The sequence below is a fragment of the Lentimicrobiaceae bacterium genome, assembly GCA_028697555.1.
Lineage (GTDB): Bacteria > Bacteroidota > Bacteroidia > Bacteroidales > UBA4417 > UBA4417.
In genome coordinates this window covers 15,539-40,094 of the sequence record JAQVEX010000014.1, presented here as the reverse complement: position 1 = coordinate 40,094, position 24,556 = coordinate 15,539, and the positions used below count along the sequence as shown (strand labels likewise).

Below are 24,556 nucleotides of genomic sequence, written 5' to 3'. Positions count from 1 at the left end.
GAAATTATGAGACCTGATTTCAAGAAAATAGATATAAATAAAAAATATAGCCCTTCGGGCAACAATAAAGCAGAAACCAAATTTGTAACCAATGAGCAAATTCCGGTTAAATCTTTTTACAATATTGATGATATTAAAGATTTCAAGCATTTAGACTATGCTGCCGGTATTCCGCCATTTTTAAGAGGACCGTACAGTACTATGTACGTAATGAGACCATGGACAATCAGACAATATGCCGGATTTTCAACAGCCGAAGAGTCCAACGCTTTTTACAGACGTAACTTAGCAGCTGGACAAAAAGGTTTATCGGTTGCATTCGACTTGGCTACTCACAGAGGTTACGATTCCGACCACGAAAGAGTTGTGGGTGACGTAGGTAAAGCAGGCGTGGCTATCGATTCGATTTTGGACATGAAAATACTTTTCGACCAAATTCCATTAGACCAAATGTCTGTTTCGATGACAATGAACGGTGCAGTTCTGCCAATATTGGCGTTTTATATCGTTGCTGCCGAAGAACAAGGCGTTAGCATGGATAAACTAACCGGAACCATACAAAACGACATTTTAAAGGAATTTATGGTGCGTAATACTTACATTTACCCACCAATGCCAAGTATGAAAATTATAGCCGATATTTTTGAATTTACATCCAAACACATGAAGAAATTCAATTCTATTAGTATTAGCGGCTATCACATGCAAGAGGCAGGAGCTACTGCTGATATTGAGCTTGCTTATACTTTGGCTGACGGTATGGAGTATATTCGTGCAGGTCTGAAAGCTGGTATTCCTATTGATGCATTTGCTCCGCGTTTGTCGTTTTTCTGGGGTATAGGTATGAACCATTTTATGGAAATAGCTAAAATGCGCGCCGGCAGAATGCTTTGGGCTAAAATTGTTAAACAATTCGATCCGCAGTTGAGCAAATCAATGGCTTTGAGAACCCACTCTCAAACATCGGGTTGGAGCTTAACCGAACAAGACCCATACAACAATGTTGCTCGTACTTGTGTAGAAGCTCTTGGTGCTGCATTGGGACATACACAATCGTTGCACACAAACGCATTAGATGAGGCTATTGCTTTACCAACCGACTTTTCGGCACGTATTGCACGTAATACTCAAATTTTTATTCAAGAAGAAACCAATGTTTGTCGCTCAGTCGATCCTTGGGGTGGCTCTTATTACGTTGAGGCTCTTACCAACGAAATTGCCAATAAAGCGTGGAAACACATACAAGAAATTGAAGAACTTGGCGGTATGGCTAAAGCTATTGAAACAGGAATACCCAAAATGCGTATAGAAGAAGCTGCAGCTCGTCGTCAGGCTAAAATCGACTCGAACAAGGAGACAATAGTAGGCGTTAACAAGTACGTACTCGAAAAGGAAACACCATTAGATATTTTAGAAGTTGACAACACTGCCGTTAGAGCAGCTCAAATCAAACGTTTAGAGCAACTTAAAGCCGAAAGAAACCAAGAAGAGGTTGATATTGCTCTTAAAAACTTGACCGAATGTGCCAGAACAGGCAATGGTAACTTATTAGAGCTTAGTATTGAAGCTGCGCGTAAAAGGGCAACTTTAGGAGAAATTTCTTATGCTATGGAAGAAGAATTTGGAAGATATAAAGCAGTTATTCGTTCTATTTCGGGTGTGTATTCATCTGAAAGTGTTGATGATAACAAATTTGAAGAAGCCTGCAAGCTCGCCGACGAGTTTGCCGAGCTTGAAGGTAGAAGACCTAGAATTATGGTCGCAAAAATGGGTCAGGACGGACACGACAGAGGCGCCAAGGTTGTTGCTACAGGCTATGCCGATATAGGTTTTGACGTAGATATCGGACCATTATTCCAAACTCCGGCTGAAGCAGCTCAACAAGCGGTCGAAAACGACGTTCACGTTCTTGGTGTTTCTTCACTTGCTGCCGGACATAAAACACTTGTACCGCAAGTTATTGAAGAGTTGGAAAAATTAGGAAGAAAAGACATTATGGTTATTGTCGGAGGCGTTATTCCACATCAAGATTATGACTTTTTGTACAAAGCTGGTGCTGTCGCTATTTTCGGACCTGGAACTAAAATAGCCGAAGCAGCTATACAAATGCTTAATATTATGATTGAGGCTAAAAAACGATAACAACACTGACATATGAAGAAAACTCTGCTGCTTATTGCATTTGTATTGTTTGTGAAATTCAATTTTTTGCATTCGCAACAATTTTCTCGTCCCGAATACAAAAACTACGTCGAAACATATATAGATATTGCAGTTAACGAAATGTTGTTGTACAATATTCCTGCAAGTATTACTTTAGCTCAGGGAATTTTAGAAAGCAATAGTGGTAGAAGTCTGCTTGCAACCGAAGCCAATAACCATTTTGGAATAAAATGTCACGAAAGTTGGTTGGGCGAAACATACACCTACGATGATGATAAAAAAGGCGAATGTTTCAGGAAATACAAAAGCGCAACCGAATCTTTCAGAGACCATTCTTTGTTTCTTACAACGCGTTCGAGATACAGCAATTTGTTTGCTCTTCCACTCACCGATTACAAAGGCTGGGCTAACGGATTAAAACTTAGTGGTTACGCTACCAATCCGAATTATGCCAATATTTTAATTCGTATAATTGAAGAAAACAACCTAATGATATTCGACGATACAGTCAATGTGTACAGTTTTGAAAAATTGGTAGGATTGCAAAAAGACGAAACAAGGCAAAGTGCTGTGGTTACTCCCGATATTTCACACGAAACCGATAAGGATAAATCCGAACATAAACATCCTGTAGAAGAACCTACATACGATAAAGAGTTATTCACCGACTATGTGGGCAAAATATTATTTTACGAAAATTACGTTCAGCCAAACCCTGAAGATTTTCAAGTGGCATATATTTCTAAAACAGGCAGAAACGTTTACAGAAACTACGGTGTTCCCTTTATTTTTGCCGAAAAAGGTGATACTTGGGAAAGTATAGCAAAAGAGTTTAACATATGGGCTTCGCAAGTGTATAAGCAAAACGATATGGCGATAAGCGATAAAATCACCGAAGGACAAATCTTGTATTTGGAAAGAAAAAACAACCGAAGCATCACCTTTATGTACGAAGTTAAGGAAGGAGAGACCATGTACTCAATTTCGCAGGAAAGGTGTGTGAAACTTAAGAAGTTGTACAAATACAACAAAATACGCCCGGGTTTAGAACCCAATCCAGGAACAAAAATTTATTTGAGACGATAGTTTTTTTAGTTTTGAGTATTGAGTTATGAGTATTGAGTTTTTTAACTCATAACTCCTGACTCGAAACTCTGAACTCACGACTCGGAACTCCTGACTCAAAACTTACCCGCACCCCGCAACTCGCACCCCGCAACTCGTAACTCTCCCTAAACCTACCTTATTCTAGTTTCCAAGCTCAAAACATCATCACTTGTAGATGCGGTGATTTTATCTCCAATTTTAATGTTTTCAGCGGTAGAGTCATAATCTCCAACAAAAATTAAATCACCGGTTTTTACAGTCATTATCTTCGATAGCGACGAAATTATTTGAGCAAAATCAAAATTCAAATTCTTAATGGAATTACTTACAACATTCTCGCTGTTGTTTTTCATGCTGAACGTAACATTGTTTAACGTATCAATGTTTTCAACGGCGACAAAATTGGTCAGAGCCAAGGCATTGTCGAAACATAAAGCGTTTGTATAAGGAAGATTATTATTAATGCTGTGGGCAAGCAAATCTGTTGCAATAAACTGAACAGCAAGGCAGTAAGATTCTATGTACGAATTGGCAAATTCTATAGGTATATGCTTACTGACTTTATTAATTTTAATCATAATTCCGCAGCAACAAGCCAAGTTTTCGGTAAAGTACGGATAAAAAAACGGCTTATTATTTTTCAATAAAGTTGTATCTGGAATTAAGTAAAAAGTCGGCTTATTTGCGTTTTGTTTTGTGTTGAAAAAATTATTTGAAAAGCCATTAAGCACACAAGCAATTTTCATAATAAATATAGTTTGTAAAAGTTTTCGATTTTCAAAAGTACGATAATTTAATAGTATAATTGGAAAAAATATTTGTAATTTTGTAAAAAAAAGAAAAATGAGTCAAAATAGCGAAACCAAAATAGTTGGAATTAGTATCCACGACAGGATTAAGGAAGCCGGCAAAACTCAAGACGTACTTACAAAGTACGACAAAATAATACGTTGCAGATTGGGTTTTCACGAGCTTAACGAAAACATTTGCAGTAGAGTAGGGACTATTGTTCTGCACGTTGTAGATAATACAACCTTATTTGAAGGTATGATTAACGAACTTGAAGCAATACCCGGAACTGAAGTAAAATATATGTCGTTTTCAAAATAAAGAACAATGCCAAATAACATAACAATATTAGGAGTACTAATCGATAGTGAAAAAACCTCGATAAGCGAAATACAAGAAATTTTTACTTCGTACGGCTGTTGCGTACGCACTCGCCTGGGTTTAAATCAAACCGACGGCAAAACAGCAACCAATAAACGCCTTATATTATTAGAATTGGAAGGCGACAAAGAAGAAAGACTGAATTTGGAAAATGCTTTGCAGGAAAGTAAAGGCGTTGAAGTGAAAAAAATGGAATTTAATCTTTGATTATGGTGGTTGGTGATTAGTGGTTGGTGATCAGTGGTCAGTGATGAGTGATGAGTGATGAGTGATGAGTGATGAGTGATGTGCAATTAACAATTTATAATTACTCATTGATAATTGATAATTGCCACGCAACCCGCACCACGCAACCCGTATCACTCATCCCCTTCTCCTGCAGCTTTAAGTCTTTCGGCGTTTTCGGCAAGTTGAAGTGCATCGATAAAATCTTGAATTTCTCCGCTCATAAATGAAGTTAAATCGTGGGTAGAAAGGTTTATCCTATGGTCGGTTACACGACTTTGCGGATAGTTGTAAGTCCTAATTTTTGCCGAACGGTCGCCGGTTGAAACCATAGTCTTACGCTTTTTCGAAACATCGTCCATATATTTTTGGTATTCAAGTTCGTAAAGTCTGGTACGCAGTACGGTCATGGCTTTTTCCAAGTTTCTTATCTGCGATTTTTCATCTTGAATGGAGACCACAATACCTGTGGGAATGTGTGTAAGTCGCACAGCCGAGTAAGTTGTATTTACGCTCTGTCCGCCCGGACCCGACGAACAAAATGTGTCTTTTCTAATATCGTTTTGATTAATTTCAACGTCAAACTCGTCGGCTTCGGGTAACACAGCCACAGAAGCTGCCGAAGTATGTACTCTGCCTTGCGTTTCGGTAACAGGCACACGCTGCACACGATGCACGCCCGATTCGTATTTTAGCAATCCGTAAACACCTTCACCTTTAACGTCAAAAATAATTTCTTTAAATCCACCCATTGTACCTTCGGTCAGACTCACCGTACTAACTGCCCAACCTTTATTTTCGCAGTAACGTGTGTACATACGATAAAGGTCGCCTGCAAAAATACTTGCTTCGTCTCCACCTGTACCGGCTCTAATTTCAACAATAGCATTTTTGCTATCCTGCGGATCGCCGGGGATTAATTGTAAACGTATTTCTTCTTCCAATTCTTCCTTCTTTTCCAGTAAATCGTCCAATTCGGTTTTGGCAAACTCTCGCATCTCCTCGTCTTTCTCTTCTTCCAAAATTAATTTTCCCGTCTCAATCGAATCTATTATGTTTTTGTAAACTTTATAGTTTTCTATAATTGGTTGAAGGTCTTTGTGGTCTTTGCTAAGTTTAATGTATGTTTTCATATCCTGCATCACGTCAGGATTGCTCATTTGCTTTTCAATATCCAAAAATCGCTCGTATATCGCTTGTAATTTGTCTAACATAGTAAATGTAATGGTGTTTTAAAGCTACAAAGGTAATATAATCTTATTTTTTTGAAATAAAAAACATACAATTTGTTTTTATTCGGCTCTTAGAGAGTCTATTGGATTTAGACTTGCAGCTTTGTTTGCAGGTATTATTCCCGAAATTATTGCAACAATAAAAGCAGCTATAACACTTATCAAAATCCAATTCCAAGGCACGAAAAACGAAATTTTTAAGTAGATAGATATTATATTTCCCAATGCAACACCCAAGACTATTCCCAATAGAGCTCCTATTTGTGCAATAATAACAGCTTCTAACAAAAATTGAGTTCTTATATTGTTATTGTTAGCACCGATAGCTTTGCGTAAACCGATTTCGTGAGTGCGTTCGGTTACCGATATCAGCATAATGTTCATCAAAGCTATGGCTGATGCAAGCAAAGTAACAATACTGATGACCAACCCGACAATTCTGATGGTTCGCAGGTTTTTGTTCATGTCTGATAAAATGCTGTCGCCTTTATCAATTTCAAAGCTGTTGCTTTCCGAAGGTTTATTTTTTCTAATCACTCTAAAAACTCCGGTTGCTTCTTCTTCGGCTTTTTCTATTGATGTCGCATCTGAGACTGTGAAATCAATTTTGTAGCTAGTTCTATCGGTTTCGTATTTAATTCTGGCATTATGGATAGGTATAATGCAAATGTTGTTCATATCAAATCCCATCGACATTCCTTTATCTTCTAGTACTCCAATGACTCTGTACGGAGTGGAACCTATTTTTACGGTTTGGTTTAAGGATTTTTGTGCCGATGAAAACAGTTTGTCGGCAATGGTCGAACCAATAACAACAACATAACTGTTGCGAGATGCTTCTTCCGACGAAAAAAATCTGCCTGCCGACAAGTCGTATCCCCTTATTGTCAAGTAATTTTCGTCGCTGCCAATTACAGAAATATTAGGGTTGGTTTTGATTAAATTACTTTGTACGGTAGAAGTCCCCGAAAATGTGTTGGAAATACTGCATAAGTGATCATTGCTGCTAAATCTGTTTTTAAATTCAACAGCTTCTTTATAAGTTATGCGTCGGTACAAATCACCTTTTTCTTTTTTGACATTACCCCTTGTATCTCTCCATTTTCTGTGGATGGTAAGCGTATTGCTACCCATCGATTTAAAATTTTCGGTCAGATAATGTTGCAAACCTTCAATTGAAGTGAGTATTCCGACTAAAGCAGTTATTCCAATCGAAATAATTAATACTGTTAAAATAAATCTGGTTTTATGAGTCATAAACGACTTTATAGATATATTTATATCGCTCAAAATGTGTACTAAAAGCTTTCTCATATCTATATTTGGTTAATGTCGTATAAAACTTACGTGTTTTGTGGTGATTTTTTTGTTTAACGACTACAAAACTACACTAAAAACACAAATAAATTGCTTACAATCTTTATTATATTATCATAATTTTTTCAAAATTGTACTACATTTGTAACAACACAAAAATATTTCGATATGATAAAAATTATACTTTACGCAGCCACTTTAATATTGTTTTTGTTTGCTTTTGGTTCGTGCCAAACCAAAATCAAAGATGCTGAACCACTTGATTATACTCAGTTTGTAGATCCGCTGATAGGCACAGGCGAAATGGGACATGTATATCCTGGTGCTACGGCTCCTTTTGGTATGGTGCAGCTGAGTCCGCAAACGCACTTTGAGCCAATGCACGATAGCGAGGGGAATTACAACAAAGATGTTTATAAATATTGCTCCGGATATCAGTATGCCGATACGACTATTATTGGCTTTGCTCATACAAATTTCAGCGGTACGGGTCATTCCGACTTAGGCGATGTACTTATTATGCCTACTACAAAGAAAATTAAAGTCTCCGATTTTAAATCTCCCACCGATTTCAACACATTTGCATCTAAATACAGCCACGATAGCGAGTTTGCTTCGCCAGGGTATTATGAGGTTTTTCTTGAAAACGACTCAATTTTGGCTCAACTAACCGCTACCGATAGGGTTGGATATCATAAATACACTTTCAAAAATAGCAACACTGCGAGTATAGTGTTAGATATGGTTTACAATGTTTATCATCACGACGATAAAAACGTTTGGACTTTTATAAGAGTTGAAAACGATACTCTTATCACCGGTTACCGACAAACGCAGGGTTGGGCAAGGACTCGCATAGTGTATTTCAGTATTCAGACTTCAAAGCCGATTATAAATTACGGACACAAAAAGTTTGACAAAACCCAATATCAGGGCTTTTACAGACGTTTCGACCAAGAAAATAATTTTCCGGAATTTGCAGGAAAAAACATAAAGGCGTTTTTTGAATTTGATATGCAAAACGACCCGGTTTTGGAAATAAAAGTTGCTTTGTCATCTGTTAGTACCGACGGAGCTAAACTAAACGCTCAAACCGAAGCACCCAATTGGAATTTTGATGAAATAAAAAATCAAACGCAAAAGAAATGGAACGATGAATTATCCAAGATAGATGCGGAGTTTATTTCTGATGAAGACAAACTCAATTTTTATACGGCTTTGTACCACACATATTTATCACCGATTATTTATCAAGATGTTGATAAAAAGTACAGAGGCTTAGACCAAAACATTCATGTAGCTGAAGACTTCGACAATTACACGATTTTTTCATTGTGGGATACTTATCGGGCTTTGCATCCATTGTTTAATATTATCCAGCCGGAGCGAAATGTAGATATGATAAAATCTATGTTGGCTCATTATCAGCAGAGTGTCCACAAAATGTTGCCGATTTGGAGCCATTATGCAAACGAAAATTGGTGTATGATTGGTTATCACGCGGTTTCGGTCATTGCTGATGCTATCGCCAAAGGCAACGATAACTTCGATAAACAATTGGCTTTACAAGCTGCTATTAGCACTGCCAATGTTCCTTATTTCGACGGCTTGGGTTATTACCTAGAATACAATTTTGTTCCCGACGATAAAAGTCATTCTTCCGTATCAAAAACTCTTGAGTTTGCCTACAACGATTGGTGTATTTCCGAAATAGCTAAAAGTCTTAACAATAAGGCTGTCCAGGAAGAATATCTTAAAAGAAGTAACAATTTTATAAATGTGTTTGATACTGTTAGCGGTTTTATGCGTCCACGCTTGTCCGACTTGACTTTCAGAGAAAACTTCGATCCTTCAAATACGTCGGGACAAGGTTTTATTGAAGGCAATGCGTGGAACTACGGGTTATACGTGCCGCACGATATTAACAAAATGATTGATATGATGGGTGGCAAACAAAAGTTTGAAAGCTATTTGGATACGGTTTTTACAATGTATATTGAAGATGAGCAGTTTGAACACAACGAAGATATTACTCGACACGGTATAATTGGCGGTTACGTTCACGGCAACGAACCCGGACATCATATCCCGTACTTGTACAATTGGACTGATAGTCAGCATAAAACGCAAGAACGAGTCAGAGAAATACTGAAAACAATGTATAAACCCACTTTCGACGGCTTGTGTGGCAATGATGATGTAGGTCAAATGAGTGCTTGGTACATTTTTAGTGCTTTAGGATTTTATCCGGTTTTGCCCGGAAGCAGTTACTATGCAATTGGAAGTCCTGTGGTTAAAAATGCAACTGTAAAACTCAATAACGGCAAGGTTTTTAAAGTAGAAGTTGAAAATCAATCCGATGAAAATATTTATGTAAAAAACGTTTACATTAATGGAAAACAGATTTCCGATTATACTTTAAACCACGAAGATATACGTAAGGGAGGTACATTAAAATTTGAAATGACAGATAAACCAAATTAACCAAATTAACAAAACAAAATATTATGATACCTATTCTTGATACAAAGCAAGTCCGCGAAGGCGACAAATATACAATTGAAAATGAACCGATTAGCTCTATTGATTTAATGGAAAGAGCCGCAAGGTATTGTTCCAAATTAATAATTGATAATGAGACTTTTACCGATAAAAAGTTTTATTTGGTGTGCGGAAGTGGCAATAATGGCGGTGATGGTGCTGCTATGGCAAGAATTTTATACGCTAGCAGAAGAATTGTCGAGGTGTTTTTGCCTGAAAACCATAATAATTTTTCCGACGATTTAGTCGAAAATATAAATAGTTTGCCAAGGGACGTTAATGTAGGTTCTCATTCCGATTTTCTCAATACTGATATTCCCGACGATGCAATCATCATTGATGCCCTGTTGGGAAGCGGTTTATCTCGACCTATTAGTGATGGCACAATAGCTGATGTTATCGGTAAAATCAATAGTTTGGATAATATTGTTATTTCTATTGATATTCCTTCGGGCTTGTTTGCCGATAAACCTATGGATTACAAAAACTCACATATTATCAAAGCCGACTACACCTTTACCATTGCTTTTCCAAAATTAGCTTTCTTTATACCCGAAACGGAGGATTACATTGGCAGCTTCAGTATTGTTGATATCAATATCCATAAAGATTACGTTAATAGCGTAACAACGCCTTACAATTTAGTCGAATTTGACGATTTAAAGAAGTTGTACAAGCATCGCAAGAGGTTTTCCCATAAAGGCACTTTTGGGCATTGTTTATGTATTGGCGGCAGCGTTGGCATGACAGGAGCTTTGCTGCTTATGTCGAAAGCAGCCCTTAAATCGGGTGCGGGATTGGTCTCGGCATTGGTTAACGATACTACTTTGCCTATTGTGCAGACAGCTTTACCTGAAGTGATTTGTTTGAACACCCACGACAGTAATTTCTTTGAAGTAGGTGATAGTAATCTGCAAAAATATCAGTCTGTTGCTATTGGTCCTGGGTTTGGAACTGATAAGGATAAGAAAGAGATTTTAAGTTATTGCCTAAGTAATGTCGAATGTCCTATGGTTATTGATGCCGATGCAATTAATATTTTGTCGTGCAACAGAGAAATGTTGAACAAGCTGCCTGAAAACTCAATTCTTACTCCTCATTTTAAAGAGTTTCAACGGCTAGTTGATGTTGATATCACCGATAGTTTTATGCGTATAAATTTGATGCGAGATTTTTGTATCAATTACAAAGTATATATCGTACTAAAAGGTGCTTACAGTATTGTTTGCACGCCACAAGGCGATTGTTATTTTAATCCTACCGGCAATCCCGGAATGGCAACAGGAGGTAGTGGTGATGTGTTGACAGGCGTGATAGCAGGACTTTTAGCACAAGGTTATAACCAGAAAGATGCTTGTATTTTAGCTACATATTTGCACGGCAGAGCAGGTGATATTTCAGCGTTTCAAAATGGCTATGAAGCGATAATCGCTTCAGATATTATTGAGAATTTGGGTAATGCGTTTGTGGAGATTTATTAGGAGTTACGAGGTTTCATGGCTTTTAGCCATTAGCCCCGAAGTTTCGGGGCTCTTGGCTGTTTCGAGGCTCGACATTTTCAGTCATTGTGGTGGTTGAGCGTAGCCGAAACCCGAAATGCCGAAAATGGAGAGTTGAGTCGTGTGTCTTTATTAATAGCCATGCCTTTAAAGGCGTGGCTATTTATAAAGGTACAATCGTCGCTCGCTCGCTTTTGCAAAGCGAGCGGGAAATTGTTATCAAGCAAAAAGCTATAAAACAAAAAAGCACTGAATATTCAGCGCTTTTTGTTTGAGCGGAAGACGAGACTCGAACTCGCGACCCCAACCTTGGCAAGGTTGTGCTCTACCAACTGAGCTACTTCCGCCTTTTGTTTAAAACTTTGCAAAGATAAGCTGATTTTTGTAATACACAAAATATATTTAATAATTTTTTAATATTTTTTGTTGGTGATGGGTGAATGGTGGTCGGTGGTCGGTGGTCAGTGGTCAGTGGTCGGTGTCTTTGGTGGCGAGTCTCTGCACCCTTCACTCATCACTCATCACTCGTCACCAATTTCAAAAGCCAACGGCTAACAGCCAAAAGCCAAAGGCAATTCAAATTTAAGTTGTATAAGAATAAATAAAATGGTATGAAAAAGACCTGCAATAAGCAAAATTTCACTTCAAACAATCAATAATTTTTCAATAATTTTTTAATTTCGTTTAGCTTCATCAGAGCTTCCACTGGAGTTAGCGTATTGATATCTATTTTAAGTATATCGTCTCGTATTTGCAACAAAAGCGGGTCTTCCATCTGGTAAAAACTTAACTGAATACTATCTTTTTGCTCTTTTTTTTCGCTAGTTTTAACACTTTCGGGCTGGCTAATTCTTAATTTTTCCAATTGTTTCAGCAAATCTTCAGCTCTTTTAATCACTAATTCCGGCATACCTGCCATGCGTGCCACGTGAATACCAAAGCTGTGTTCGCTACCGCCTTCACTTATCTTTCGCAAAAAGATTACTTGCTTGCCTATTTCTTTTACTTCTACATGAAAGTTTTTAACCCTTTCGTAACTGTTGGCAATTTCGTTAAGCTCGTGGTAGTGAGTTGCAAATAGCACTTTCGGCTTGTAAAACGGGTGTTCGTGCATATATTCGGTTATTGAGCGTGCTATCGATATACCATCGTAAGTGCTGGTACCACGACCGATTTCGTCTAAAAGTATAAGACTTCGGTTCGACATATTATTCAGTATGCTTGCAGCTTCGTTCATCTCGACCATAAAGGTGCTTTCGCCCGACGAAATATTGTCGGATGCTCCAACTCTGGTAAATATTTTATCAACAATACCTATTGTTGCGTCTTTTGCAGGCACGTAGCTTCCTATTTGAGCCATCAGTGTAATTAGTGCGGTTTGTCGCAAAAAAGCCGATTTACCCGACATGTTTGGACCTGTAAGAATTATTATTTGTTGCGTTTGATTATCCAAAAATACATCGTTCGAAATGTACGGATTGTCGGGTGGAAGATGTCGCTCAATTACAGGATGCCTGCCTTCCGTTATCGAAATAGAGAAAGAGTTGTCTATCGTTGGTTTACAATAATTATATTTTTTGGCGTTCTGAGCAAAGGATTGTAAACAATCTAACTGCGAAATTAAATATGCATTAAGTTGTATAGGCTCAATGTATTCCCCAATTTGTCTTACAACGTTTTCAAATAGTTGCTGCTCCAATTCTAAGATTTTATCTTCGGCTGTCAGAATTTTTTGTTCGTATTCTTTAAGTTCTTCTGTGATGTACCTTTCGGCATTAACAAGAGTTTGCTTTCTTTGCCAAGTGCTTGGAACCTTATCTTTGTGTGTGTTTGTAACTTCTAAGTAATAACCGAAAACGTTATTGAATCCGATTTTTAGCGATGGTATTCCGGTAGTAGCAATTTCGCGTTGTTGTATACTAACAAGGTAATCTTTTCCGGAGATGGCAATATTTCTTAGTTCGTCCAATTCTTCCGAAACCCCCGAACGTATAACATTCCCTTTACTAACAACTGCAGGAGCATCAGATTTAATGCTTTTTTCTATCATCTCGGCAATACTACTACACGGATTAAGCTTTTCGCCTATTTGTACCAACGCTTCAACGTTAGTGTTGTTGCATAATGCTTTAATAGGAACAATAGCAACGAGAGCCTTATTTAGTTGCAGTATTTCGCGCGGACTAACTCTTCCTATGGCTACCTTGCTTATTAGTCTTTCTATATCGCCAATCTGTTTTATGTTGCTGTTTATATTTTCGCTAAAAGTATCGTTGTTTATCATATAATCAACAATACTTTGTCGCTGCTCAATTTTAGTCTTGTCTTTCAGAGGCAGAAGCAACCATCGTTTGAGCAATCGTGCTCCCATAGGAGTTATGGTTGAGTCGATGATTCCAAGTAAACTATGGTTGTATTCTTTGTTGTTTGTAGGCAACAATTCCAAATTTCTTATTGTAAATTTGTCTAGCCAAACGTATTTGTCTTCCTCAACACGAGATATTTTGCATATGTGACTCGTTTCATCGTGATGTGTCTCCGATAAATAATACAGCGCAACTCCGGCGGCTATAATACCTTCTTTTAAATCGTTTACACCAAATCCTTTTAGCGAAGTTGTTTTAAAGTGTTTTTTTAGCAGATTGTACGAAAACTCATACTGGAATACCCAGTCCTCAAAATAAAAGAAGTAGAATTTGCTGCCAAAAAGTTGCTCAAATTCGTTTCGTTTATTTTTTTGTAAGATAACTTCCGAAGGCGAAAATGTTTGAAGCAGTTTTTCAATATATTCGTTGCTTCCTTGCGCAACGTAAAATTCGCCTGTTGATATATCTAAAAAAGAAATACCAGTAGTATCTTTACGTAAGTGTACGGCTGCCAAGAAATTATTTTCTTTTGCATCTAATATTTTGTCATTATATGAAACGCCCGGAGTAACAAGTTCGGTAACACCTCTTTTGACAATGGTTTTAGCTAGTTTTGGGTCTTCAAGTTGGTCGCAAATAGCAACTCTGTAACCGGCACGTACAAGTTTCGGCAAATAAGTGTCTAACGAATGATGCGGAAATCCCGCTAACTCAATAGAAGAAGCCCTGCCGTTGGCACGTTTGGTAAGTACAATGTTAAGAACTTCCGAAGCAATGATGGCATCGTTGCCGAAGGTTTCGTAAAAATCGCCAACTCTGAATAGCAATAGGGCATCAGGATATTTAGCCTTTATGCTATTGTATTGCTTCATCAACGGAGTCATTGATTCGTTATTTTCTCTATTACTTTTCTTTGCCATCTTTATTGTTTGATGCAAATATAATAACAATTTGAATTTTTGACGCGATTTTTAATTCTCTTGTTAAAAAAATATTTACTTTGCATTATATAATCAGCTATTTATGAGAAAACTATCATTATCGGAACTAAATCGTGTCGGCGTAGAACAATATAAGGAATCTAAAAAAAAACCTATAGTATGTGTTTTAGACAATGTAAGAAGTAAACACAATGTCGGTTCTATTTTCAGAACTTGCGATGCTTTTTTAGTCGAAGAAATACACCTATGCGGATTGACACCTTTGCCACCTGACAAGGAAATTTCTAAAACAGCCTTAGGTGCTACCGAATCGGTTAGTTGGAAGTACTACGAGCACACTAAACAGTCGATATTGGAATTGAAAGAAAAGGGTTATTTAATAGTTTGTGTAGAACAAACAACTGAAAGTATTGATATTTATAATTTTAAAAATCCCAAAATGAGAAAAATTGCACTGGTACTTGGTCACGAAGTATGCGGAATAGACGACCAAATAGTTGAAATGTGCGATGTGAGCCTAGAAATACCTCAGTTTGGGACTAAGCATTCATTGAATGTTTCGGTAGCTTTTGGCATTGTAATAAGTAAAATTTTTACATTTTTTTAATAAATAAATAGATTAGTTATAAAACAATATTATATTTGCATTATTAAGAACCAAATTTAATTTTATTATGAAAAAGTTTAACACAATCTTACAATTATTGCTATCAGTTTTGTTGGTTTTCACTTTAACGCAGACTGTTAGCGCACAAGAAGCTAAAGTACCATTTAATGGTTATGTTTACCTTCAACCAAATGTTGGAATTCACCAATATTTTGGGGACTTAAATGAAAATGATTTTTACGACAAAGAAATCAATTTAGCCTATGGAGCCGCTTTGGGTTGGCAATTTAGTAGAGTTGTCGGAATTAGAGGACACTTCAATATGGGAAAAGTATCTGGCGGTAGAGACGATTTAGGAGCTCCTAGCTGCGATTTTAGTAGTAAATTGATGTACGGAGGCGGTCAGCTTACTCTTAACGTTAATGAACTTTTCAACAATAATCCGAAAAGATTACTCAACTTGTATTTAATGGGTGGAGCCGGATATTTGAACTCAAAGAGTACTCAATATCAGTTAGGTACTGAAAATCCTTTACCAAATAAGGAAAATATCAGTAAAAGCTCGTTTATGGTTCCTGCCGGACTTGGTTTGGGTATCAGATTGTCAGAAGTTGTTGGTTTAAACCTTGAGTATAACCACAATATTTTGTTTAATGATGATGTCGTTGACAACTTTAAAAATGTGAACAATAAAGAAATAAATGACCATTTTGGTTTTGCATCTTTGGGTTTACAAATCAGATTTAAATCTTCAGATAGAGATGGCGACGGAGTTCCTGACAAGAAAGACTTATGTCCTGACGAATATGGTACTGTTGAATTGATGGGTTGTCCTGATAAAGATGGCGACGGTATAGCTGATAAAGATGACGAATGTCCAAATGAGCCAGGTTTAGCTGAATTCAACGGTTGTCCCGATACTGATGGTGACGGAATACCCGATCATAAAGACGAATGTCCAAATGAAGCAGGTTCAAAAGAACTTAATGGATGCCCTGATAAAGACGGTGACGGAATTCCTGATCATAAAGACGAGTGTCCAAATGAATTTGGTTTAGCTGAGTTTAACGGTTGCCCCGATACTGACGGTGACGGTATTCCTGATAAAGACGACGAATGTCCGGATTTAAGAGGACCTAAATCAACAAGAGGTTGCCCCGATACTGATGGTGACGGTATTCCTGATAAAGACGACGATTGCCCAACAGTTCCAGGAACTGCAGCAAATAGAGGTTGTCCGGAAACACCTAAAGGACCAAGCGTAGAAATTTTCAAAGTAGTTTACTTTAATACTGCAAGCAGCGTAGTTATTTCAAAGTATACCAAAGATTTGAACGAAGTTGCTGATTTAATGAAACAACACAGCGATGTTAAAGTTTCTGTTGCAGGTCACGCCGACTCAAGAGGCGATGAAGGTTATAACATGAGACTTTCGGAAAAACGTGCCGATTATGTTATCAACTACCTAGCTAAAAAAGGAATTGAAAAAGAAAGAATTATCAAATCATTCCATGGTATTACTCAACCGGCAGCTCCAAATGATGGACCTACCAACTGGGCTAAAAACCGTAGAGTTGAAATTAAATCAGTATTGTAGTAAAGATTTGGTTTAAAAACAAAATTATATATCCAAAAAGAGCGTTGAATTTTCAACGCTCTTTTTTTTAATTAAAATCTCGCATGTGCTAGATAAAAAACAGAAATCGAATTAAGTTAGCAAATCATTGTTTTTATTAATCGATATTCGGTTGTACAAAAAGTTTTAAAGTGTTCAATTCCAAAGCCAACAAATTGCCGTAATCGGGTCTGTCTTTCATATACACGCCATTGTCAATGTCGATGAAATCGTATGAATTATATTTCAAATTTTGGTGTATAAAATCTAGAGGAACAGGCACATGACCGTGTATTATTTTTTTTCCGTTTAGTTTGTCCTTGTCAACTTCGTAGTCTCTAACCCACATCATAGAGTGCTTATCCGAAAAAATATCATCGTTGGCAAAATTAAATCCGGCATGAACAATGTAATAATTGTCAGTCTCGATGTAGTAGGGTAGCTCTTCTAAGTATTTTACGTATTTTTCCGGTAATTGAGATGGAGAACTAACGCCAAAGCTATTCAAAGTATTTTTGCCGCCGTGTCTCATCCATTCTTTATAAATATTAGTGCGTATATTAAGTTTTTTTTTCCAAAAACCTTTATTGGTTTCAGCTTTGTAGGTCTCTATTAGGTAGTATTCATGATTTCCTTTTACAACTTGAGTAGCAATACCACTATATTTGAGCGACCAAATATAGTCGATAACTTCTTTAGAATTATCGCCTCTATCAACAAGGTCGCCCAAAAAATATATATTATCGTTTGAGTTTGGTTGTAAAACATTTTCTATCAACGCCTTAAGAGTGTTGATACAACCATGAACATCCGGAATTACCCACGTTCTCATTATGTTTACTTAGCTTTACCCTGATTAGCAACTTCTTCCATAAGTTTTTTTATGACTTCAGGATCGCCTAAGAAATAATCTTTTACCAAGTTAAGATTATCGTCAAATTCAAAAACGTAAGGTATTCCTGTTGGAATGTTCAATGCAATAATATCTTGGTCGGATATGTTTTTTACGTGTTTTACAATTGCTCTAAGGCTATTTCCGTGAGCCACAACTAGAAGTTGGTCGTGATTATCAAACGATGGTTTTATTTCGTTTTCCCAGTAGGGAATCATTCTTTCAACGGTATTCTTCAATGCTTCTGTGAGAGGAGCATCATTTCCAATGTCTTTATATCTGGGTTGCAATCTTGTGCATCTTGGGTCGTCTTCAGCCATTGGTGCAGGAGGTACATCATAACTTCTGCGCCATATTAAAACTTGTTCGTCTCCGTATTTTTGAGCTGTTTCTGCTTTATTAAGACCTTGTAAAACTCCGTAGTGCTTTTCATTCAATCGCCATGTTTTACGAACTTCTATCCACATCAAATCCATTTCTTCAAGAGCCAAGTTCAAAGTCTTTATAGCTCTCTTTAAATACGATGTGTAAGCCAATTTAAAATCAAATCCATTTTCCTTTAAGGTTTTACCTGCTTCAATAGCTTCTTTTATACCTCTTTCGGATAAATCAACATCAGCCCAGCCTGTAAAGCGATTTTCCTTATTCCATAAACTTTCTCCGTGTCGGAGTAGAACCAATTTCTTCATTATTGTTATTATTTTAGTTAAAAATTATGTTGCCAAAGATAATTTAAAAATCACTCTTAAATTTCTATTTAAGATAATTTAATGATTAATTTTGTTGCAAAATTAACAAATATGTTACACAACACACCGTTTGTTTTTAGGTATTTGTATCCAAAAAGTGTAGTTTGGGATATAAAAAACTCGAATAATAGTATTTACCTTACTTTCGATGATGGTCCAAATCTGCAAGTTACTCCAAAAGTTTTAGATATTCTTGAGAAATACGATATTAAAGCTACTTTTTTTATGGTAGGTAATAATGTTAAAAATAATTTGAGTTTGTTTAATGATATTGTTGATTTGAATCATTCGGTTGGAGGACATACATATAACCATGTTAAAGCTACCAAAGTCAGTTATATGCAGTACAAGAATGAAATAGACGAAGTTTCAAAAATGATTAATTCTAAGCTGTTCCGACCACCACATGGCATATTACCTTTGATGTGGGCAAAAAAATTATCAGCCGAATACAAAATTGTTATGTGGAGTGTAATTTCGGGCGATTTTTCACCAAAACTATCGCCACAACAATGCCTTGATGTTACTAATAAATACACGAAAAGCGGTAGTATTATTGTTTTTCACGATAGTATAAAAGCCGCACCTAATATGTTAGAAATTTTGGAAAAATACATTAAGCAATGTTTAGATAAAGGATTCAATTTTGAAAAGATACCGGAATCTATTTAATTGATATTTTTTTGCTTAATACTGTTTTATTATTTCCATCGGTTATCGCTATTATGTAGATACCGGACATGGCATTTTTTATATTAACTATGTACGATAAGTTGTTTTTCTTATCTAATGTGTAATTTAATTTTGCTCCTTTTGTGTTGTAGATATTGATTTTATACTTGTCTAAGTCTATGTTTTTGATACAAAAAAAGTTTGAGCAAGGATTTGGGTAGATTTCTACTTTGCTTTCGTCAATATCTTTGCTCAGAATATAGTTAATACTGTTATTGGCTGTAACAAGCCATTTGTCGGGGTCGAATTGAATTGAGTCTATTGTAAAATCAGTTATGAAGTTGAAGGTTTGATTATTGACTGTGTTATCAAAAACCATAATCGTATCTTTATTATTGCCGAATATCTTTATTGGCAATGGAAGTTTAAAAAAATCGACAGAATGATGCGACTGTGTTTGTACAAAATTGATTGTGTACTCGTTTTGAGCAACATGTCTGAGAGTTATGTTATATGAAGGATATCCTTCGCAGTAGAGCCAGTCGTTGAAGTACCATTCCAAATCGGTATTGGCGGCATTTTTAAAGTGATTAATCAAATCTTCGGACATGGCAAATTTGTAGCGAAGAATTGTATCGTTGAGATAATTTTTTATGGCGGTAAAAAAAGCAGAATCGCCTATAATCCACCTTAAAGTATGTAGTACGTAGGTGGATTTTTCGTAAGTAAGGCGATTGTCGAATATTCGTCTAGGGTCTGTTATGTCGTAGCAATAAACAGAGCCGTCGGGTTTTGAAGTAATACTTTTCACAACATGCTCTTTGCACGGTAGCCACCACGAACCATCATTCAACTTTTCGTACATAAGCAAAGTGCTGTACGAAGCAAATCCTTCGTTAAGCCATATATCGTGCCATGAGCCACAAGTTATCATGTTTCCGAACCAATGGTGAGCCAATTCGTGAGCAAGTACATGAAGACTGAAAATACCGCCCATAAAAGTCATAGTTTGGTGCTCCATGCCACCGGCAAAACCACATTGTGCATGTCCGTATTTTTCGTTCATAAACGGATAAGCGCCGTAGTATTCCTCAAAAAGTTGATAAACTTTGGTCATTGTATTTGCTATATAGTGTTGCAGAGCCGAATCTTCGGGATAAACATAGTTTTGTATGAGCAAAGTGTCGTTGTTTGTAAAAACGTGATACTGATTGAAAACGGAATAATTTGTAGAAGCAATTCCAATCAGGTACGCGGCAATAGGGTAGCGATGTTTCCAAAAACATGTTCTGATATTGGTCTTTGGCGATATTGTGTCCCACTGAAGCAAGCCAATTGAAGCCGTTGAGTATGGCGCCGGCGTTGATACAAAAATATCCACAGAGTCAATTTTATCGGTTAGGTCGTTTTTGGTTGGAAACCAATGACTTGAGCCGTAAGGTTCAGAAAGCGTCCACAGTACGGCAACACCGTCGTGTGTATCGATGTTAAATGCGTTATGCCAACGTGCAACAGGGTTTCCATGATAATATATCGATACCGAGTCGAAAGTGTTAAAGCAGGCGTTGTTTGGTAATGTTATGCACAATTGGTCGTTGGTATGCATATGTAACACACGAACATTATTGTTTATAACCGAATCTACCGTAAGTTTACAAGTGAGATTGAAAAATAAGCTATCGGTATTTTGATTTAAGGTTTTGAAATATGTTGTAACGCAGCCGCTAATAGTGTCAACTTCGGGATTTACGTACCATTCAAAACGATGATAAGAAATATCGTAGTTGTTCATATTACCATTTTTGGTAGAAACGTCTTTCTTTTCAATGATATTTCTGCTACAATGTTTTCCAAAAGTAAACATATCGGTATCAAAGGCATTTTGAGCAAAACTCAAGTTGCAAGTAGCAAGAATGACAAAAATGTAAATAATGTGTTTCAACACTATGATTTGTAAATAATTCTACAGACTATTTGTAAAAACTGTTACAGAGCCTTTAAAGAAGTCGTTTTTATAATGCCCAATAACTTTAAGGGTATAAAAATAAACCCCGTCTGTAACATTTTCGGCTTTCCAATCGTTTTTATAATCGTTGCTTGCAAAGACTTTCCTTCCCCAACGGTCTCTGATAACTACTTCCATTCTGATGACTTGGTTATATATGTAGTTTCCGGAAGCCACGGTAGAACTACCTTCTCTATCGGATATGATAAAAGCAGCATGCGATTCATTGTCGGCATTTTTTATCAATATGTTAGGTATTCGCAGTTTTGCTTCATGAATTTCAATAATTTTTTCAATTATAGTATCGCAACCGTTTTCGTTTATGAAATGCACTTTCAGAATATAATATCCATCGGTGTTATCTTTAGCACCAATGTATTTGTGAGAAGTTGTAAATGCTTTTGCGGTGTCGCCGTCTCCAAATTCCCACAAGGGTGGTTCAAGAACATGAGAGGGAGGAATTTCTTTAAAAGAAAAATCCAATGTTGGGTTTTGAAGGTAAATAACTTCGGTAAGCGTGTCGTAGCAGCGAATTTCAATTTCAACGTTAGCCGAAGGAAGTCCCGAAACTTCAAAAATTGTGTCGGTTACGCATCCGATTTTATCTTTTATCCATAAGCTGTTGGGACCGGCGCATAATCCCGTTTGTATTGAGTCGAATCTGCCAGGCGAACCGTTCCATAAAATCTGATACGGAGCATATCCGTCGTAAACGGAGGCTAAATAATTAGCTTCGCATTTATTCATGCAGGTAGCATTTATTTCGGTAAGAAAAACTTTAGGTTTTCCGTTAACGTTTAATGTTCCATTATTCGCCATGAATGTTTGTAGCGAACCGTCTGACGAATAAAAATAACATGAGCTTTCAATTATTTGCAGTTCGGTACTGCCAATTGAATTGGCAAAAAAGTTCAGATGTAGCAATGTGTCGTTTATAATAATAGCTCCAGCATGTTCGGTATGCCATTTTATAGTTGTAATATTTTCGCTAATTGTAATGTTGGCATTGCCTTCGTTCAGAGCTTGGTGCAATCCATAGTACGATGTGTTTTTTACAATATCGTTGTTGTATTTTATTTCAATGCAAAACGAATCGATATCAATAAAGTTGCTGATAATAACAGGTACGTAATTGTACGAGTTGTTACATATTTGAAGGTTAGGGATTGTTACGCCAATCTGCGAATACGAAGGCTTGAAAAAACAAGTTCCAATAATAAGGGCAATTATAATGTACGTTTTACTATTCTTAGTCGGTTTTATCATCAGTATGGAATATTAACTGTTTACAAAAGTAGTAAAATATTGTAAAGTGCTACAAACATTACAACATTACAATTGCATTAACGATTATACGTCTTTCAAAATTGTGTATATATTACTGAAGTGATTTCTATAATCCTTTATCGAACGCATAATTATTTCGTGTGCATCTTCTTTGCCAAAAATGTGCGTAATTTCGACGTTACTTTCTTTCCCGGGCAAGTCTTTGTAGGTCAAAAAGTAGTGCTGCAATCGATGAACAACGAGTTCGGGGCAGTCGTTAATATCTTGATAATCGCCATAAACAGCATCATTGTATAGCACTGCAATTAATTTGTCATCAGATTCGTCTCCGTCAATCATTCTAAATCCGCCTATGGGTCGTGCATGTACCAAAAAATCTCCGTGCGAAATTGTTTTTTCGGTCAGAACGCAAATGTCGATAGGGTCGCCATCTCCTTTAATTCCCGTTTTGCCGCTTTTTTGCATACAAAATTCAGCAACTGAATCGCCGCTGTATGTTTGCGGTAAAAAGCCGTATAAAGCCGGTACAACATTTGAGTATTTTTGAGGACGGTCTAACCTGAGATAGCCGCTGGTTTTGTCAACTTCGTATTTCACGGTATCGGTAGAAACCATTTCGATAAAACAGGTAACAACGTCGGGACATTCTTCGCCAAGCTCAACGCCGTGCCATGGGTGCGATTTATATCTAAGTCCCATTAGCTTACCTATAGGATCCATTAAAATATTTGCCATATTATTTGTTTTTTATGTTATTGTTGTAACTGCAAAAGTAGTAATTATTAGGTTAATAAGATAAAATTTGTTTGTATAATTTATATGTGAATGGTGGTTGGTGAATGGTGGATGGTGCGGATTGCGGGATAGTTTTGAGTTTCGAGTTATGAGTTATGAGTCAATTAAAAATTAGAAATTAGAAATAGAGGTTAATAACAGTGAATTTCTCCACTTCTACCTTCAGACTTCTAATTTCTAACTTTACCCGCCAACGGCTGACAGCCAAAGCCAATAGCTAACCTATATTTTTCACACTAATTCTTACTCAATCTGTAAATGGCTAAAATCATAACTGTAGCGCTAACCCATTGTACAAGCGAAAGCACTTTTCCGTTAAAAATATAGTCGAATATAATAGCAGAAATTGGGTAGCACAGTTCGCAAATACTCGAAACCATTGCTTTTACTTTTCTAAGTCCGTAGTAATATAGGAATATAGCACCCGAGCCCGTAGTTAAGCCAATAATTAAAAATATTAACCATTGGTTAGGATTAATAGTTACAACCAAACCTATTTTATTGCTAAATAGCAAGATAATAAGGGTAATAAGGGCTGTAAAACCAAATCGGTAGTAGGTTGCCGAAACGAAATTAAATCTGAATAGTATTTTTTTGCTTATTACTGTAGAAGCACCAAATGAAAATGCGGCTAATAAAGAGTACAAGGCGGCTAGCCCTGTTTTATCGCTTGGGTTAAAGTTGGGAGCGTTAAATCCGAAGGTTAAAAAGTAGCCTGCAACTATTGCAATACTTGCCCACAGTAGGAAATTTTTCTGAAACTTTTCTTTCAGTATTATAGCTGCTAAAATTATAGCAAAAATCGGTTGAAGTTTTTGTAGTAATATTACAATTGTAAGTTGTTGAAAATCAACCAAAAATAGAGCTTTTACTATAGCGTAAGTTCCTAAGAATCCGCCGAAAAATGCTACAAGAATAAAGCCTAAATAATCTTGAAAATTAAAGGTCTTAAGTAATTTAATTTCTTTTGAAAATATAGCGCACATTAAAGTAAACGGTAGAGCGTGCAGTACAAAAACAACCAATGATATATCCAGTAAATGCAAACGAGGAGTAAGGACAACTCCGTCTAATCCCCAAAGTGTTGCAGCAATGCATATGGCAATGGCTCCTTTTACAGTATTGTTAGATTTTATAGAATTCATAAATGATTTTTATATAAAACGGCAAAGGTAATATTTTAGTTTTATTTGTGGGTAGTTAAATGTTCTTAATGTCTATTTTGAATTATTGAGTCCTATAATCATCTTTAATCACGAAGTTGCGGGTTTCGGGTTGCGTGTTTCGGGTTATCCCGAAGTTTCGGGATGTTGCGAGTTTCGAGTTATGAGTCAGAGTTAAAAATTTGATAATTCTAATTTCTGTCTTCTGTC

19 protein-coding genes and 1 tRNA gene are annotated in these 24,556 nt (G+C 36.7%); 9 read left to right on the top strand and 11 right to left on the bottom strand.

All coding sequences use genetic code 11. From position 1 onward, the window contains the following. The first annotated feature begins 6 nt into the window (after nt 1-6). Entirely contained in the window at nt 7-2,142 is a 2,136-nt protein-coding gene (gene scpA / locus PHP31_03490; GenBank protein MDD3738337.1) for a methylmalonyl-CoA mutase, read from the top strand. A 12-nt stretch (nt 2,143-2,154) separates the two neighbouring features. Next, complete coding sequence (locus tag PHP31_03485) at nt 2,155-3,249, top strand: glucosaminidase domain-containing protein (GenBank protein MDD3738336.1); 1,095 nt, start codon at nt 2,155-2,157, stop codon at nt 3,247-3,249. 152 nt (nt 3,250-3,401) lie between these two features. On the opposite strand, the gene PHP31_03480 is transcribed toward PHP31_03485, so the two are convergent. Beyond that, entirely contained in the window at nt 3,402-4,016 is a 615-nt protein-coding gene (locus tag PHP31_03480; GenBank protein MDD3738335.1) for a fumarylacetoacetate hydrolase family protein, read from the bottom strand. Between the two features lie 97 nt (nt 4,017-4,113). On the opposite strand from PHP31_03480, the gene PHP31_03475 reads away from it, so the two are divergent. Beyond that, nucleotides 4,114-4,380 (top strand): hypothetical protein, encoded by a 267-nt coding sequence (locus PHP31_03475; GenBank protein MDD3738334.1) that lies wholly within the window; start codon nt 4,114-4,116, stop codon nt 4,378-4,380. A 6-nt stretch (nt 4,381-4,386) separates the two neighbouring features. Then, on the top strand, nt 4,387-4,647 hold the full coding sequence (locus PHP31_03470) for a hypothetical protein (GenBank protein ID MDD3738333.1): 261 nt from the start codon (nt 4,387-4,389) through the stop codon (nt 4,645-4,647). A 152-nt stretch (nt 4,648-4,799) separates the two neighbouring features. Here the strand turns inward: PHP31_03470 and prfA are convergent, their stop codons facing one another. Together prfA and PHP31_03460 are read right to left on the bottom strand one after the other, a co-directional pair. Continuing rightward, nucleotides 4,800-5,879: a peptide chain release factor 1 gene (gene prfA, locus PHP31_03465; protein MDD3738332.1), complete on the bottom strand. Its 1,080-nt coding sequence runs from the start codon at nt 5,877-5,879 to the stop codon at nt 4,800-4,802. Nucleotides 5,880-5,957: 78 nt separating this feature from the next. Continuing rightward, nucleotides 5,958-7,211 carry an ABC transporter permease gene (locus tag PHP31_03460; GenBank protein ID MDD3738331.1) on the bottom strand — a complete coding sequence of 418 codons (1,254 nt, stop codon included), beginning with the start codon at nt 7,209-7,211 and terminating at the stop codon, nt 5,958-5,960. Nucleotides 7,212-7,382: 171 nt separating this feature from the next. Here PHP31_03460 and PHP31_03455 point away from each other — a divergent pair, with 171 nt between their 5' ends. Both PHP31_03455 and PHP31_03450 read left to right on the top strand, forming a co-directional pair. Continuing rightward, nucleotides 7,383-9,698, top strand: a complete 2,316-nt coding sequence (locus tag PHP31_03455) for a GH92 family glycosyl hydrolase (GenBank protein MDD3738330.1) — start codon at nt 7,383-7,385, stop codon at nt 9,696-9,698. Nucleotides 9,699-9,721: 23 nt separating this feature from the next. Continuing rightward, on the top strand, nt 9,722-11,236 hold the full coding sequence (locus PHP31_03450) for an NAD(P)H-hydrate dehydratase (GenBank protein ID MDD3738329.1): 1,515 nt from the start codon (nt 9,722-9,724) through the stop codon (nt 11,234-11,236). A gap of 292 nt (nt 11,237-11,528) precedes the next feature. Here the strand turns inward: PHP31_03450 and PHP31_03445 are convergent. Together PHP31_03445 and mutS are read right to left on the bottom strand one after the other, a co-directional pair. Beyond that, nucleotides 11,529-11,601: transfer RNA gene (locus tag PHP31_03445), tRNA-Gly, on the bottom strand. A 305-nt stretch (nt 11,602-11,906) separates the two neighbouring features. Next, nucleotides 11,907-14,540 (bottom strand): DNA mismatch repair protein MutS, encoded by a 2,634-nt coding sequence (mutS, locus tag PHP31_03440; GenBank protein MDD3738328.1) that lies wholly within the window; start codon nt 14,538-14,540, stop codon nt 11,907-11,909. Nucleotides 14,541-14,643: 103 nt separating this feature from the next. On the opposite strand from mutS, the gene PHP31_03435 reads away from it, so the two are divergent. Both PHP31_03435 and PHP31_03430 read left to right on the top strand, forming a co-directional pair. Continuing rightward, nucleotides 14,644-15,168 (top strand): RNA methyltransferase, encoded by a 525-nt coding sequence (locus tag PHP31_03435; protein MDD3738327.1) that lies wholly within the window; start codon nt 14,644-14,646, stop codon nt 15,166-15,168. Between the two features lie 67 nt (nt 15,169-15,235). Further along, on the top strand, nt 15,236-16,765 hold the full coding sequence (locus PHP31_03430; protein ID MDD3738326.1) for an OmpA family protein: 1,530 nt from the start codon (nt 15,236-15,238) through the stop codon (nt 16,763-16,765). Nucleotides 16,766-16,901: 136 nt separating this feature from the next. Here the strand turns inward: PHP31_03430 and PHP31_03425 are convergent, their stop codons facing one another. Together PHP31_03425 and gpmA are read right to left on the bottom strand one after the other, a co-directional pair. Next, on the bottom strand, nt 16,902-17,615 hold the full coding sequence (locus PHP31_03425) for a metallophosphoesterase (GenBank protein ID MDD3738325.1): 714 nt from the start codon (nt 17,613-17,615) through the stop codon (nt 16,902-16,904). Nucleotides 17,616-17,620: 5 nt separating this feature from the next. After that, nucleotides 17,621-18,364 (bottom strand): 2,3-diphosphoglycerate-dependent phosphoglycerate mutase, encoded by a 744-nt coding sequence (gpmA, locus tag PHP31_03420; protein ID MDD3738324.1) that lies wholly within the window; start codon nt 18,362-18,364, stop codon nt 17,621-17,623. 111 nt (nt 18,365-18,475) lie between these two features. Here gpmA and PHP31_03415 point away from each other — a divergent pair, with 111 nt between their 5' ends. Then, nucleotides 18,476-19,096 carry a polysaccharide deacetylase family protein gene (locus tag PHP31_03415; GenBank protein ID MDD3738323.1) on the top strand — a complete coding sequence of 207 codons (621 nt, stop codon included), beginning with the start codon at nt 18,476-18,478 and terminating at the stop codon, nt 19,094-19,096. Here PHP31_03415 and PHP31_03410 read toward each other — a convergent pair. The 4 genes from PHP31_03410 to PHP31_03395 form a co-directional block, all read right to left on the bottom strand. After that, nucleotides 19,089-21,038, bottom strand: a complete 1,950-nt coding sequence (locus tag PHP31_03410) for a M1 family aminopeptidase (protein ID MDD3738322.1) — start codon at nt 21,036-21,038, stop codon at nt 19,089-19,091. The two genes, PHP31_03415 and PHP31_03410, sit on opposite strands and share 8 nt — an antisense overlap. 21 nt (nt 21,039-21,059) lie before the next feature. Further along, nucleotides 21,060-22,367 carry a gliding motility-associated C-terminal domain-containing protein gene (locus tag PHP31_03405; protein ID MDD3738321.1) on the bottom strand — a complete coding sequence of 436 codons (1,308 nt, stop codon included), beginning with the start codon at nt 22,365-22,367 and terminating at the stop codon, nt 21,060-21,062. Between the two features lie 84 nt (nt 22,368-22,451). After that, the gene (locus PHP31_03400; protein ID MDD3738320.1) at nt 22,452-23,123 is read right to left on the bottom strand and encodes an inorganic pyrophosphatase; all 672 of its coding nucleotides are present in this window, start codon (nt 23,121-23,123) and stop codon (nt 22,452-22,454) included. Between the two features lie 296 nt (nt 23,124-23,419). Further along, nucleotides 23,420-24,328, bottom strand: a complete 909-nt coding sequence (locus PHP31_03395; protein ID MDD3738319.1) for a DMT family transporter — start codon at nt 24,326-24,328, stop codon at nt 23,420-23,422. Between the last annotated feature and the right edge of the window lie 228 nt (nt 24,329-24,556).

What these genes read in the sequence shown, in the direction of transcription:
- PHP31_03425 (MDD3738325.1), bottom strand. Translation starts at nt 17,615, where the DNA reads ATGAGAACGTGGGTAATTCCGGATGTTCATGGTTGTATCAACACTCTT.
- scpA (MDD3738337.1), top strand. Translation starts at nt 7, where the DNA reads ATGAGACCTGATTTCAAGAAAATAGATATAAATAAAAAATATAGCCCT.
- PHP31_03415 (MDD3738323.1), top strand. Translation starts at nt 18,476, where the DNA reads ATGTTACACAACACACCGTTTGTTTTTAGGTATTTGTATCCAAAAAGT.
- PHP31_03400 (MDD3738320.1), bottom strand. Translation starts at nt 23,123, where the DNA reads ATGGCAAATATTTTAATGGATCCTATAGGTAAGCTAATGGGACTTAGA.
- gpmA (MDD3738324.1), bottom strand. Translation starts at nt 18,364, where the DNA reads ATGAAGAAATTGGTTCTACTCCGACACGGAGAAAGTTTATGGAATAAG.
- PHP31_03475 (MDD3738334.1), top strand. Translation starts at nt 4,114, where the DNA reads ATGAGTCAAAATAGCGAAACCAAAATAGTTGGAATTAGTATCCACGAC.
- PHP31_03450 (MDD3738329.1), top strand. Translation starts at nt 9,722, where the DNA reads ATGATACCTATTCTTGATACAAAGCAAGTCCGCGAAGGCGACAAATAT.
- PHP31_03470 (MDD3738333.1), top strand. Translation starts at nt 4,387, where the DNA reads ATGCCAAATAACATAACAATATTAGGAGTACTAATCGATAGTGAAAAA.
- PHP31_03405 (MDD3738321.1), bottom strand. Translation starts at nt 22,367, where the DNA reads ATGATAAAACCGACTAAGAATAGTAAAACGTACATTATAATTGCCCTT.
- prfA (MDD3738332.1), bottom strand. Translation starts at nt 5,879, where the DNA reads ATGTTAGACAAATTACAAGCGATATACGAGCGATTTTTGGATATTGAA.
- PHP31_03395 (MDD3738319.1), bottom strand. Translation starts at nt 24,328, where the DNA reads ATGAATTCTATAAAATCTAACAATACTGTAAAAGGAGCCATTGCCATA.
- PHP31_03480 (MDD3738335.1), bottom strand. Translation starts at nt 4,016, where the DNA reads ATGAAAATTGCTTGTGTGCTTAATGGCTTTTCAAATAATTTTTTCAAC.
- PHP31_03485 (MDD3738336.1), top strand. Translation starts at nt 2,155, where the DNA reads ATGAAGAAAACTCTGCTGCTTATTGCATTTGTATTGTTTGTGAAATTC.
- PHP31_03430 (MDD3738326.1), top strand. Translation starts at nt 15,236, where the DNA reads ATGAAAAAGTTTAACACAATCTTACAATTATTGCTATCAGTTTTGTTG.
- mutS (MDD3738328.1), bottom strand. Translation starts at nt 14,540, where the DNA reads ATGGCAAAGAAAAGTAATAGAGAAAATAACGAATCAATGACTCCGTTG.
- PHP31_03455 (MDD3738330.1), top strand. Translation starts at nt 7,383, where the DNA reads ATGATAAAAATTATACTTTACGCAGCCACTTTAATATTGTTTTTGTTT.
- PHP31_03435 (MDD3738327.1), top strand. Translation starts at nt 14,644, where the DNA reads ATGAGAAAACTATCATTATCGGAACTAAATCGTGTCGGCGTAGAACAA.
- PHP31_03460 (MDD3738331.1), bottom strand. Translation starts at nt 7,211, where the DNA reads ATGAGAAAGCTTTTAGTACACATTTTGAGCGATATAAATATATCTATA.